Below are 14038 nucleotides of genomic sequence, written 5' to 3'. Positions count from 1 at the left end.
CTGAAATAAGCTATAAGAGAGTAAAAAAAGCCATTTATGATATATTTTTATTTATTTTATTTTTATTCCAATAATTAAAGCTATATCCATAGTTTGAGTTATACTAAGCTGCATACCTCGCAATTCACTATAATTATCAGATACTCTTATATTTTCTATTACACAATTGGAAAAGTCAATTCCCTTCAAAGGTGTTTTAAAAAAATCAGCATTAGAAAAATTTACATTGTTTAATTTAATTTTTTTCATTTTCATTTCAGAAAGAAATCCATAATTAAAAAAACTATCTTTAATATTCATATTTTCCCAAAGAGAATTAGAATAATTTCCATAAAAAAAAGAACTTTTATTTATATCAATATTTTTAAATATACTTTGGCTAAAATCACAGCTATCTCCATTGCAGCCACTTATGGTATTGGATTTCCAATAAGAAGAAATAAATTTACATTTTTTAAAACTGCACTTAGTCATTTCTATGTGAGAAAAGGATGAGTTTGTAAAATCACAATTTTCAAATTTACATTCTTGAAAAATGCAATTCTCAAAATCTATTCTTCTTAATTTCATATCAGAAATAGACTCTTGAAAATATTCTCCACAAACTGATGTTTCTTCTTCAATAGCTTTTAATATATCCTGCTCTAGCATAATAACTCCTTTTCTATTAATAGATTTATTCAATTTATTATACCATAAAAAAAGAGACTGACCAGAGGCCAGTCTCAAAAATACTTAGATATTTAAATCTTTATTATTTTTTTTCAGAAGCAAAGTCCATAGAAGCAAGTCTGTTATATTGTCTCCATCTTCTTTGAGCTTCAAATTTATTTAATTCAAATAGTTCTTTAGCGTGAGCTGGGTTAGCTTTAGAAAGAGTAGCATATCTTACTTCTCCTAATAAGTACTCTTCATATTTATCCCAGTTAGGTTCTTTAGAATCTATTTGTAATGGATTTTTACCTTCTGCTTCAAGAGCTGGATTGTATCTGAATATTGGCCAGTATCCACATTCAGTAGCAAGTTTCATCTCATTTTGAACTTTAGACATACCTTTCTTTAATCCATGGTTAATACATGGAGAGTAAGCTATGATTAGAGATGGTCCATTGTATGCTTCAGCTTCTTTAAGAGCTTTTAGGTATTGTTGTTGGTTTGCACCCATACAAACTTGTGCAACATAAATATGTCCATAAGACATAGCTATAGCAGCAAGGTCTTTTTTCTTAACTGATTTACCAGCAGCAGCGAATTTTGCAATTGCTCCTGTAGGTGTTGATTTAGAAGCTTGTCCTCCAGTATTAGAGTAAACTTCTGTATCTAGTACTACTATGTTTATATCTTCTTTAGAAGCTAAAACGTGGTCAACTCCACCATAACCGATGTCATATGCCCAACCGTCTCCTCCGAAGATCCATTGAGATTTTTTGATTAAATATTGTTTTAAACTTAAGATCTCTTTACAGATTTCACAGTCTTTTCCTTCAAGAGCAGCAATTATTTTAGCAGAAACTTCTTGAGTTTTAGCAGCTGATGATCTGTTTGCAATCCATTCTTTGAATAGTTCAGCAACTTCTGCTGGAACTTTATCCATGCTTTCTTCCATTATGTTTTGAAGTCTGTCTCTCATAGTTTCAACAGCTACATGCATTCCCATTCCGAACTCAGCATTATCTTCAAATAGAGAAGAAGCCCATGAAGGTCCATGTCCATTTTTATTAGTTGTATATGGAGTAGCAGGAGCAGATCCACTGTATATTGAAGAACATCCAGTAGCATTAGCTATCATCATTCTATCTCCAAATAATTGAGTAATTGCTTTAAGGTATGGAGTTTCTCCACATCCTGGACAAGCACCATGGAATTCGAATAATGGTTGAGCAAATTGAGATCCTTTTACAGTATCTTTAGACATTAAGTCACTTCTATATTCAACATTATTGAACATATATCCAGCTTTTCTGTCTTCTCCAGCTTCTAGAGAATCAGCAATAGGTTTCATAACTAGAGCTTTTTCTTTAGCAGGACATGTATTAGCACAAGATCCACATCCAGTACAATCTAGAGCAGAAACTTGCATTCTATATTCAAATCCTTCTAATCCTTTTCCAATTGGTTTTATAGTTTTTAATTCAACTGGAGAAGCTGCTTTTTCTTCAGCAGTCATTAAGAATGGTCTTAAAACTGCATGAGGACATACATATGAACATTGGTTACATTGGATACAGTTTTCAGCAATCCATACAGGAACATGAACTGCAATTCCTCTTTTTTCAAAAGCAGAAGTTCCGTTTTCAAAAGTACCATCTTCATATCCATCAAATGCAGATACTGGTAAATCATATCCTTTTATAGCATTAATTGGTTTAGCAATTTTTTCTACAAATTTCTCAGTTTTAGTCATTTCGCTGCTGCAAGTTCCACAACAACAATTTTCATGTTCGTGTCCTGAACAATCACAAGTAACATCAAGATCAGCCCAAGCTGGATCTACTGGAACTTCAACTAATCCTTCTGCTCCTTTATCAATAGCGCTATAGTTCATTTGAACAATATCGTCACCTTTTTTAGCATAAGATTTTTTAGCATAGTCTTTCATATATTGTTGAGCTTCTTCAAATGGAATAATATCAGCTAATTTGAAGAAAGCAGCTTGCATGATTGTATTAGTTCTTTGTCCTAATCCAATTTCTTCAGCTAGAGCAGTAGCATTGATTATGAATAATCTAGCTCCATTTTTAGCTAAATCTCTTTTAACTTTAGCTGGGATTTCTTTTATAGCTTCTTCTGGAGTCCAGATACAGTTGATCAAGAAAGATCCACCTTTTCTGATTCCTGAAGTCATATCATATAGATGTAAGTAAGCTGGTACTGAACAAGCAACAAAACTTGGGTTAGAAATTAGGTAACTTGCTTTTATAGGAGTTTTTCCAAATCTTAAGTGAGATCTAGTAACCCCTCCTGATTTTTTAGAGTCATATGCGAAGTATCCTTGAGCATATAAATCAGTTTTGTCTCCAATGATTTTGATAGAGTTTTTATTAGCTCCAACTGTACCATCAGCTCCAAGTCCAAAGAATAAACATTCTTTAACATCTGGGCTAGTAACAGATATAGGTGCTCCAACTTCTAGTGAAGTGAAAGTAACGTCATCAACGATACCAACAGTAAATTTATTTTTAGGTTGATCTAATTTTAAGTTTTCAAATACTGCAACTACTTGGGCAGGAGTAGTATCTTTAGAAGATAGTCCATATCTTCCTCCAACGATTATTGGAGCATTTTCTTTTCCATAGAAAATAGATTGGATATCTTGTAATAAAGGTTCTCCAACTGATCCAGGTTCTTTAGTTCTATCTAATACAGCTATTTTCTTAACTGTTTTAGGTAATACATCAAAGAAGTATTTTTCAGAGAATGGTCTGAATAAGTGTACAGAAACTAATCCAACTTTTTCTCCTTTAGCATTTAAATAATCAATTGTTTCTTCAGATATAGGGCAGATAGATCCCATAGCAATGATGATTCTTTCTGCATCTGGAGCTCCGTAGTAATTAAAAGGCTTATAATCTCTTCCAGTTACTTTAGAGATTTCAGCCATGTAGTGAGCAACTACATCAGGTACTGCATCATAGAATTTATTTTGAGCTTCTCTAGCTTGGAAATAAATATCATCATTTTCAGCAGTTCCTCTAGTTACTGGATGCTCAGGGTTAAGAGCTCTTTCTCTGAAAGCTTGAACTTCCTTCATATCTATTAAGTTTTTGAAAACTTCATAGTCCATAACTTCTACTTTTTGAATTTCATGAGAAGTTCTGAATCCATCAAAGAAGTGCATGAAAGGAATTCTTGTTTTAATAGCTGCTAAGTGAGCTACTCCTGCAAGGTCCATAACTTCTTGAACTGAGTTAGTTGCTAACATAGCAAATCCAGTTTGTCTAGCAGCATATATATCTTGGTGATCTCCAAAGATAGATAATGCTTGAGCTGATAGTGCTCTTGCTGATACATGGATAACTCCTGGAAGAAGTTCTCCAGCTATTTTATACATGTTAGGTATTTTTAGTAATAATCCTTGAGAAGCAGTATAAGTTGTTGTTAGTGCCCCTGCCTGTAAAGATCCATGTACAGTTCCAGCAGCTCCTGCTTCTGATTGCATTTCTACTACTTTTACTGGTACTCCGAAAATATTTTTCATTCCTTTTGAAGCCCATTCATCTGTGTACTCTGCCATTGGAGATGATGGAGTGATTGGGTAGATTCCTGCTACTTCTGTGAACGCATATGAAGCGTACGCAGCAGCTTGGTTACCGTCCATAGTCTGCATTTTTTTAACCATTACAATATCCTCCTATAATTTTAAAGTATTTTAAAAAAATTACTCTACTATATATTTTAAATCATTATTAAAATTTGTCAATTATAAATTCACTTTTTTTGATATTTTTTAACAAATTATTTTCCAGAAACAATTTTATAAGTATCTCTAGCTATTACAAGCTCTTCATTTGTAGGTATTTTATAAACTAAAACTTTAGAATCTTCAGTAGAAAGTTTTACATTTCCTTTTTTTCTAACTGAGTTAACTTCTTTGTCAATTTTTGCTCCCATGAATTCAAGTCCACTGATAACAGCTTCTCTTATTCCAGCAGCATTTTCTCCAATTCCTCCAGCGAAACAGATTGCGTCTACTCCACCCATAGCAGCAGCATAAGCTCCTACATAAGATTTAATTTTGTAAATAAACATTTCTTCAGCAAGTATAGCTCTTTCATCTCCTTCAGCTACACCATTTTCCATATCTCTGCAGTCAGAAGATTTTCCATAGATTCCCAATATTCCAGATTCTTTGTTTAATCTGTTATCCATTTCTTTATCAGTTAATCCTCTTTTGTTTTTGATAAATAGAACTGCAGCTGGGTCAATATCTCCACATCTAGTTCCCATCATAAGACCTTGCAATGGAGTAAGTCCCATTGAAGTATCAACACATTTTCCATCTACTACAGCTGACATAGATGCTCCGTTTCCTAGGTGGCAAACGATGATTTTTGAGTGTTCAGGATTTCCCATGATTTCTCTCATTGTTTCAGAAACATAAAGATGAGATGTTCCATGGAATCCATATTTTCTAACTTTTAATTCTTTATAATCTTCATATGGCAAAGCATACATATATGCTTTAGCTGGCATTGTTTGGTGGAATGCAGTATCGAAAACTCCTACATTAGGTTTACCAGGCATAAGAGCCATACAAGTTCTTACACCCATTAAGTTAGCTGGGTTGTGTAATGGTGCAAGGTCATTGTTTTCTTCAACAGCTTTCATAACATCTTCATTTAATAATACAGATGAAGCAAATGTTTCCCCACCATGTACCATTCTATGTCCAATAGCTCCAACTTCTTCAACAGAAGCGATAACTCCATGTTCTTTGTCAACTATAGCATCAATTACTAATTCTAATGCTTCTTTATGAGTAGGCATAGGTTTTTTTATTTCAATTTCAAAATCTTTAGCAGGTACTTCATATTCCATTCTAGAACCATCGATTCCGATTCTCTCACAAAGTCCTTTTGCAAATACTTCTTTAGTTTCAGGATTCATTAATTGATATTTTAATGATGAACTTCCACAGTTTATTACTAAAACTTTCATTATACGTTTAACCTCCAAGATTATATTTTTTATTATTATTCAGCTGCTTGAACTGCTGTAATTGCTACTAGGTTTACGATGTCATCTACTGAACATCCTCTTGATAAGTCATTGATAGGAGATGCAAGTCCTTGAATTAATGGACCATAAGCATTAGCACCAGCTAATCTTTGAACTAATTTGTATCCAATGTTTCCAGCTGCAAGGTTAGGGAAAACTAATATGTTAGCACTTCCAGCAACTTTAGACTCTGGACATTTTTTCATTGCCACTGATTTAACGATAGCAGCATCAGCTTGTATCTCAGCTTCATAAGGGAATGTAACTCCTCTTTCTTTTAAGATATTTCCAGCTTCTTTTACTACATCGATATCAGGGTGGTTTGCAGAACCTTTAGTTGAGAAAGTCATCAAAGCAACTTTTCCTTCCATTCCTACTACGTTTTTAGCAGTAATAACTGATGCTTCAGCGATATCTGCTAATTGTTCAGAAGTTGGAACTGGGATAACTGAACAATCTCCAAATAGTAAAACTTCTCCATAAGTTTCTTGTCTTTCTGTAAGTTCCATAACAAACATAGAAGAAACAGTTTTTATTCCAGGTTTAGTTCCTATGATTTGTAATCCAGCTCTTAATACATCAGCTGTAGGGGAATCTGATCCAGATACCATAGCATCAGCATCTTTCATTTTTACCATCATAGCTCCATAGAAGTTAGGATCAGTTGACATGATTTCTTTAGCTTTTTCAAAAGTCATTCCTTTTTTTGCTCTTAATTCAGCAAATTTAGTTGCATATTCGTCTAATTTTGGAGAATTAGCGATTTCGATTATTTCTACACCTTTTAAAGATATTCCTAAGTCATTAGCAACTCTTTCCATATCCTCTCTGATTCCTAAAACTACAGGTTTAGCTACTCCTAATTCAACTATTTTAGCTGCAGCAGTAACTACTCTTTCATCTTTTCCTTCTGGTAATACAACTGTTTTACCAACTGTTCTTGCTTTTTCTCTTATTTTAACTAAAAAACTCAAAACAATCACTTCCTTAATATTATTTATTTTTAGATTTTTATCTTTTCATGTTCACAGGACAAACTTATCCCTCAAGTGTTAAATATATACTAACAAATTTTAACTATAATTACAATTGTTTTCGAAAAACATTTACAAAATAAAAGTATAATATTAGTCAAATATAGCTTGTATATATTCTTTTGCATCAAACTTCCTTAAATCTTCAATCTTTTCGCCTACTCCAATAAACTTAATTGGTTTTTTAATCTCTTCAGATATACTGAACACAATCCCCCCTTTAGCAGTTCCGTCTAATTTAGTTATTATGAAACCAGTTAAATCAGTTACTTCATTGAAAACTTTTGCTTGTGAAAGTCCATTCTGACCAGTGGTACCATCTATTACTAGAATAGATTCATAATGCTGATCACCTAATTTTTTCTTAATGATATTATGAATTTTTTCTAATTCTTTCATTAAGTTGTTTTTATTATGAAGCCTTCCAGCAGTGTCTATAATAGCTATATCTGCTCCTCTTGATTCAGCAGCAGCAAGTGTATCAAAGACAACAGCCCCAGGATCAGAACCTTGTGTACTTTTAACTATTTCAGCACCAGACCTTTTTGCCCATTCTTCAAGCTGTTCAATTGCAGCAGCTCTAAATGTATCTCCAGCACCTAAAATAACTTTTTTGCCATCTTTTATAAATTTAGCAGCCAGTTTACCAATTGTAGTAGTTTTTCCTACTCCATTTACACCAACTACAAGAATGACATTTAATTTACCCTCTTCTATAATAATATCGTTTCCATCTTTAACAAGGAAACCTTCCATAACCTCTTTTAAGATAGGATAAATATCTTTAGGATCTTTTATTCCTCTCTTTTTTACCTCTTTTTCTAAAGCACCAACTATTTTTACTGTCATATCCATACCAATATCTGATTGAATAAGAATATCTTCCAATTCTTCATACATTTCAAAATCTATTACACTTCTTCCTAATATGAAAGACTTTAATTTTCCAAATAATCCTTCTCTAGATTTGAAAAGTTTATCTTTGAGTGAAGTAAAAAAACCTTTGTTCTCCTCTTCTTTCCTTGTTTCTGAAACAGTTTCTTCCAATTCTTCAAGTATAGGCTCAGTTAAATTTTTCTCTTTTTCTTCAGGGGTAGATTCAATTATTTCTTCTTCTATTTCAACTTCTGTTTTTTCTTTATTTTCTTCAAGAATTTCAGAGATTTCAACACCAGCAACAGTGACATTACTCTTTTCTTCCTCATTTTTATCTTTTTTAAAAAGTTTGCTGAAAAAACCCATTTATTATGTCCTCCTAAAAATAACTTCTTTTCATTAATTTTACCATACTTTATACAGTTTTTCAATTTAAAAGAGTGAAAATGAATCCAGATATGAGCATTTTTCTCTCTTTGCACAGTGAAATAAAAAAATAACACTGACTAGAAAATTTTTAATTTCATAGAACAGTGTTATTTTAAATATTATAATTTAGTTAATATATCTCTTACAGCTAATATTCCCATTACAGCAGCTATATTTAATCCACTTCCATAACCAGAACTATCTCCAGCAGCATAAAGTCCTTTTATACTTGTTTCCATATCTTTAGTTATTTCTATTCTTGTACTTCTGAATTTTATTTCAGGGAAATAAAGCAGAAGATCACCTGAGGCAAATCCAGGAGTAATTTTATCAAGAACTTCAATAAATTCCATTATATTATCCAGAAGTCTTTGAGGACATGCTAAAGCTATATCTCCAGCTACATAATCTTCAGTAGTAGGAAGAATATTTAATCTTGAAAGTTTTTCATCAGTAGATCTTCTTCCAGCTTTTAAATCTATATAAGATTGAACTAAAAGTTTACCACCAGTAAGCATAGATGACATTTTAGCTATTGCAGTTGCATATTCAAATGGCTGATTAAATGGTTCTGTAAATTTTTTAGTGCACAGTAAAGCTAGATTTGTATTAGTAGATTTCCTATCTTTATAGGCATGTCCATTGGCAAGAACAAAGTCATCTTCATATTTTTCAGCAGCAATAAATCCACTAGGGTTGCTACAGAAAGTTCTCATTTTATCTCTGTAGTTTCTAGAGTAATAAATCATTTTTGCTTCATAGAAGTTTTCATTGATTTCTTTCATAATAATATCAGGAATTTCAGCTCTTACTCCAATATCAATAGCACCATTTTCATATTTTATATTATGCTCTTTGCATAGGTCCATCATCTTTTGGGCACCACTTCTTCCCATTCCAATGACCACATTATCAGAATAATATTCCTCTTTTTTTCCTTTATGAGTTACAGTTACTCCTTTGATTTTTCCATTCTCAATAATAAGGCTATCTATTTCTCTTTCAGTAGCAAATTCTATACCTTTTTCAATTAAATAATCTATGAGCTGAGTGTATAACTTTCTTGAACCATCAGTTCCAAGATGCATAGTAGGTGTATCAACAAGCTGAATTCCATTTTCAATACATCCTCTTTTTATTTTTTCCATAACTGAATTATAATTCATTCCTGCTGGTTTTTCATTAAATCCAAATTTTCTATATATGTTTACTACATATTGAATAGTATCATTAACTATTTTTTTTCCTGTTACATTATGTACATCTCCTCCAACTCTATAATCCATGTTGAATTTTGAGTCAGAAAAAGCTCCAGCACCACTCACTCCATAAATTATTGAACAAGTAGGGCAATTTACACATTTCCCTAGAGTTTCTTTTGGACATACCCTTTGTTTGAGCATTTTTCCTTTATCAATAATAAGAATCTTAGCTCCCTCTTTTTTTTCAGCAGCTTCATAAGCACCAAATACTCCAGATTGTCCACCACCTAAAAAGATAATGTCATATTTCACTATTTTAACCTCCAGCATAATTCTTTTTTAATGTTCACACCAGTTCATGTTTTGTGAAAAAACATTGAATGGCAAGTTAGCATGGATTTCTCCTGTACGACCAGAATAGTCGTAATTCCATCCACCTATATTTGTTCCATTCCTAAAGTCATTTGTATTGTAAATCTCATTACTGCCATTTACTCTTTCATTTTCAGGAGTTTTAGGAATACTATTTCTCCCATATATTTCTGCAAAAGAAATAATTTCTCCAGTAGGAGCTTTAAAGTCTAAGATTTTAAGATTATCTTTTGCTCCATCTTTAGTAAGATCAGGATAATCTTTAGTTAAAATATAATATTTTTCAAGAGCTACTCTAAGTTCTCTTAAATTTTTTAGAGTAGCTTCTGCTTTCCTTGCTTCCTTCAAATCATTGATATTATAGATACCTATCAGTATTATTACTGCTATTCCTAAAATAACAGTACCAGTTCCTAACATTACTTTCCAATCAATATTTTTTTTCATTGCTGTTCCTTATCTTTTTGGTTTAATAAAAGCATCTCTTACAATTATTCCAGCTTCTTTAGGAAGGGTAACTTCGATTTCTAAAGGACCTCTTTTTACTGATATCCATCCCAATCCTTTAAATACTAACTCTTCTCCAGCCTGCACTTTTATTTTTTTCTTTATCATTTCCAATTTTTTATATTGCTCTCTGCAATTATCACATGGAGGATAAAGAAGATCTTTTCTGTCAGAAGTTAAAAGTTCTTTCAATTTCTCTGTATTTGTTTCGTGGAAAGTTACATCTTTTGCAGCATAAAGAGAGAAGATAGGCATAGTAGCATCTTCATTCAACACTTTAAACCATAGTAATTCTCCAATTAAAAGAGCTCTGCCTTTTTTCACTTTAAATGTTTTTCTAGAAATCTCACCTGAAGGAACCATTTTTAGATTGCATTCTTCACACACTAAATCTGAAATACGTCCCTCTGGAATAAGTCCAGGAGTATCTACTAATATAATATCTGTATGAGGAATTTGATTTTTTACACTTTTAAGTGTAGTTCCTGGATATTTAGAAACAGTTACTTTTTTAGCTCCTAAAAGTTTATTTACAATACTGGATTTTCCTACATTAGTAACTCCAAGAACTATTGCTTCCACTCCATCAGGATAAAAATGCTTTATTTTTTTGAATATACCATTAATTCCATAACCATTTTTACTGCTTACAATTGCAATATCAAGAGGGGCTATTCCTTCTTCTGCCAATCTATTTTTTACCCAGTCAGATACTTCAGAAGGATGTTTATCATCAGGGATAAGGTCCAGTTTATTAATAACTACTATAGAGTCCATCTCTCTTAAAACATCAAGTATTTCATCATCAAAAGAACCTTCGAAATCTATTATATCAAATACAGCTATAGCTAATTTAGAATACTGCATAGCTTCTTGTACTTCTTTTCTGTAATCATCTTTGTTTAATCTTACAGGCATATATTTACCATAATTTTTTATTTTAAAACATCTTTGGCAGTAATGATCGCCATTTTCTTGAAGTTTTCCTTCAGGCAAGTATCCATTTTTATTTACATCTTCACTTTGTAATTCTATTCCACACCCAACACATTTTTTGCCCATACACATCTCTCCTTAACTTAATACATCATAAACTATATTCAAATTTGTATAAATACACATTTCCCCAGCTATTTCCATAGCTTCAACTGCTATTTCTTCAGCAGACATTTCTTTATTGTTTCTTATGAGAGCTCTGGCAGCAGCATAAGCATAGTTTCCACCACTTCCAATAGCAGCTACATCTCCATCAGGCTCTATTACATCACCATTACCTGAAAGAATCAGTATCATATTTTTATCAGCTACAATAAGCATAGCATCTAAAACTCTTAAAGCTTTATCTGTTCTCCAATCCTTTGCAAGTTCAACAGAGGCTTTTTTTAAATTTCCTCCAAACTCATCTAATTTATTTTCAAATTTATCCATTAGTGCAAAAGCATCAGCAGCAGCTCCTGCAAATCCAGCTAAAACTTCATAATCACCTATTTTGCGTATTTTTTTTGCATTGCCTTTGAAAACTACCTCTCCAAAAGTGACTTGTCCATCACCTGCAACAGCAACTTTTCCATCTTTTTTTACTGCTATAATTGTAGTAGCTCTTATCATAATGTTTCACTCCTCTAACTTTGATTTATAAAGTCAAATGGTATTTTGTATAAAATTTCCTGATATATTTTTGTACTCTCTATTGTAACATGTCCCATAAGTTCTTGCAAAAAATTAAGACTCATTCCTTTAGCCAATAACTGTACAGCAAAAGTATGCCTGAAGCTGTAAGGACTGATTTCCCTTGTAATACCAGCCTTTGCAGCATATCTGTCAACAATTCTTCTTAATGATCTGTCACTCAATCTACTGGCAGAACCATTGACGAAGAGAATGCTCGAATTATATTTTTCTCCATATTTTTCTTTCTTTGCTTCAACATATCTTTTAAAGTATTCCCTAGTTCTCTGACTAAAAAATACAGTTCTATTAGCTTTACCATTGGAAACTAAAAGAGTTCTGTTATCAAGATCAAAAACCTGTTCTCCTATTCCAAGCATTTCAGTAGAAGTTATACCACTTGAATAAAGTAACTCAAGTATTAATCTATCTCTCAATCCATTTGTATTATTTATATCTATTACATCTCTAAGTTTATTTATTTCTTCTAAAGTAAGGATATCTGGTTTCTCCGCTTCAAAAGAGGGAGAATTAATTACTTCAATGGGATTATTTTTAATAATATTATTTTTCATTAAATATTTAAAAAACGATCTTAAAGATGAAAGTTTTCTATTAATCGACCTTTTTCCTACTTCATTTTTTTGAAGTTCAATAATAAGTCCTCTAAGCATAACAGGAGTTATTTTAGAGGCTTCTTCAGTTTTTTCTATATTTTTTAGATATTCACTAAGTTGAGAAAGATCTTTTTTTAGAGATTTTATAGTATTAAGGCTTTTATTTTCTCCAAATTCAGCATAGTACAAAAAATCTTTTATATTTTTTTCTAAGTTTTCCATCTTTCCTCCCTGTATATCTGACATCCTCTTATATTATAACTTATATTGAGAAATATTTCTACGCTAGTTCTTTTATTTTACTTTCTAGGTGATCTAAGGCTATTTTAGAAATAGCATTATATCTTTCTTTTTTATCTCTTATTCTTACTCCATCAAGAGATCTTATAATTCCAAAGTTAGGTCCCATAGGCTGAAAATTCTTTTTCTCTTCAGTAACATATTTTATCATTGCACCAATAGCACTTCTATCATCTAAGATAAAAGGATCTTTTCCTAATAATCTATGGGCTATATTGATGGCAGCCATGGCACCAGTAGATATAGAAGAAACATAACCTTCACTTCCTGTTATCTGACCAGCAAAGTAAATATTATCTCTTGTTTTCAGCTTCAATGTTTCATCTAATAACCTTGATGAATCTATAAATGTATTTCTATGCATAACCCCATATCTTATGAAATCAGCATTTTCAAGTCCAGGAATCATAGAGAAAACTCTTTTTTGTTCTCCCCATTTGAGATTTGTTTGGAATCCTACAATGTTATATAGTTTTCCTTCTTTATCATCTTGTCTAAGCTGTACAACAGCATAATCCATTTTATCAGTTTTAGGATTAATAAGACCTTTAGGTTTTAATGGACCAAATACAAGAGTTCTTTCTCCTGTCATTGCTATTCTTTCTACAGGCATACATGCTTCAAAAAGTTTTTCCTCTTCAAAAGTTTTTAGGGGAGCTCTTTCAGCTGTTATTAAAGCATTATAAAAAGCATAGTATTCCTCTTTATTCATAGGGCAGTTGATATATTCTCCTTCTCCTTTTCCATAACGAGATTGACGATAAGCTTTTTCCATATCAATAGATTCCAAAGTAACAATGGGAGCAGCTGCATCATAAAAATAAAGATGATCGCTATGAGTAAGTTCAGCTATTTTTTGAGATAATACTTCAGAAGTAAGAGGTCCAGAAGCAATGAGAACTATCTGGTCTTCAGGTATTTCAGTGAATTCTTCTTCAATTACTTCTATATTTTCCATACTTTTTAAATATTCAGTTATTTCTATTGAAAATCCATCTCTATCTACAGCTAAAGCCTGGCCAGCAGGAACTCTGTTTTTATCAGCTATTTTTATGAGAAGAGAATCAAGTTTTCTCAATTCTTCTTTCATAAGTCCAGAAGCATTGGCAAGATTGTCACCACCTAGAGAATTACTGCAAACAAGTTCAGCAAAATATTTATTTTTATGTGCTTCTGTCATTTTTTTAGATTTCATTTCGTAAAGTTTTACTTTTATTCCTCTTTTAGCCAGCTGATATGCAGCTTCACAGCCAGCTAATCCAGCTCCGACTATGATGACTTCTTTATTATTCATTGTATCTCCTCTAAAATTTAT

General features: G+C 32.0%; 11 protein-coding genes. All 11 read right to left on the bottom strand.

Annotation, left to right across the window (positions count from 1 at the left end; translation table 11 throughout):
• Window positions 1-51 precede the first annotated feature (51 nt).
• Window positions 52-651: a pentapeptide repeat-containing protein gene (locus E0E45_RS09300; RefSeq protein ID WP_130890904.1), complete on the bottom strand. Its 600-nt coding sequence runs from the start codon at window positions 649-651 to the stop codon at window positions 52-54.
• A gap of 103 nt (window positions 652-754) precedes the next feature.
• Window positions 755-4339, bottom strand: a complete 3585-nt coding sequence (gene nifJ / locus E0E45_RS09295; RefSeq protein ID WP_130890903.1) for a pyruvate:ferredoxin (flavodoxin) oxidoreductase — start codon at window positions 4337-4339, stop codon at window positions 755-757.
• A gap of 116 nt (window positions 4340-4455) precedes the next feature.
• Window positions 4456-5658: an acetate/propionate family kinase gene (locus E0E45_RS09290; RefSeq protein WP_130890902.1), complete on the bottom strand. Its 1203-nt coding sequence runs from the start codon at window positions 5656-5658 to the stop codon at window positions 4456-4458.
• A 35-nt stretch (window positions 5659-5693) separates the two neighbouring features.
• Window positions 5694-6692 (bottom strand): phosphate acetyltransferase, encoded by a 999-nt coding sequence (gene pta / locus E0E45_RS09285; RefSeq protein WP_130890901.1) that lies wholly within the window; start codon window positions 6690-6692, stop codon window positions 5694-5696.
• Between the two features lie 153 nt (window positions 6693-6845).
• A complete protein-coding gene (gene ftsY, locus E0E45_RS09280) occupies window positions 6846-7994 on the bottom strand; it encodes a signal recognition particle-docking protein FtsY (RefSeq protein WP_130890900.1) in 1149 nt (382 codons plus the stop codon).
• 182 nt (window positions 7995-8176) lie between these two features.
• Entirely contained in the window at window positions 8177-9571 is a 1395-nt protein-coding gene (locus E0E45_RS09275) for an NAD(P)/FAD-dependent oxidoreductase (RefSeq protein WP_130890899.1), read from the bottom strand.
• Window positions 9572-9598: 27 nt separating this feature from the next.
• A complete protein-coding gene (locus E0E45_RS09270) occupies window positions 9599-10078 on the bottom strand; it encodes a hypothetical protein (RefSeq protein ID WP_130890898.1) in 480 nt (159 codons plus the stop codon).
• A gap of 9 nt (window positions 10079-10087) precedes the next feature.
• Window positions 10088-11200 carry a ribosome biogenesis GTPase YqeH gene (gene yqeH / locus E0E45_RS09265; RefSeq protein WP_130890897.1) on the bottom strand — a complete coding sequence of 371 codons (1113 nt, stop codon included), beginning with the start codon at window positions 11198-11200 and terminating at the stop codon, window positions 10088-10090.
• A gap of 12 nt (window positions 11201-11212) precedes the next feature.
• A complete protein-coding gene (hslV, locus tag E0E45_RS09260) occupies window positions 11213-11746 on the bottom strand; it encodes an ATP-dependent protease subunit HslV (RefSeq protein WP_096402183.1) in 534 nt (177 codons plus the stop codon).
• Between the two features lie 14 nt (window positions 11747-11760).
• On the bottom strand, window positions 11761-12645 hold the full coding sequence (locus E0E45_RS09255) for a tyrosine-type recombinase/integrase (protein ID WP_130890896.1): 885 nt from the start codon (window positions 12643-12645) through the stop codon (window positions 11761-11763).
• Between the two features lie 58 nt (window positions 12646-12703).
• Window positions 12704-14017: a methylenetetrahydrofolate--tRNA-(uracil(54)-C(5))-methyltransferase (FADH(2)-oxidizing) TrmFO gene (gene trmFO / locus E0E45_RS09250; protein WP_130890895.1), complete on the bottom strand. Its 1314-nt coding sequence runs from the start codon at window positions 14015-14017 to the stop codon at window positions 12704-12706.
• Window positions 14018-14038: the final 21 nt, after the last annotated feature.

Origin of the sequence: Fusobacterium ulcerans ATCC 49185, assembly GCF_900683735.1 — a bacterium.
GTDB lineage: Bacteria > Fusobacteriota > Fusobacteriia > Fusobacteriales > Fusobacteriaceae > Fusobacterium_A > Fusobacterium_A ulcerans_A.
The sequence above is the reverse complement of the archived record's forward strand: the minus strand, read 5'-3'. Positions and strand labels throughout refer to the sequence as shown.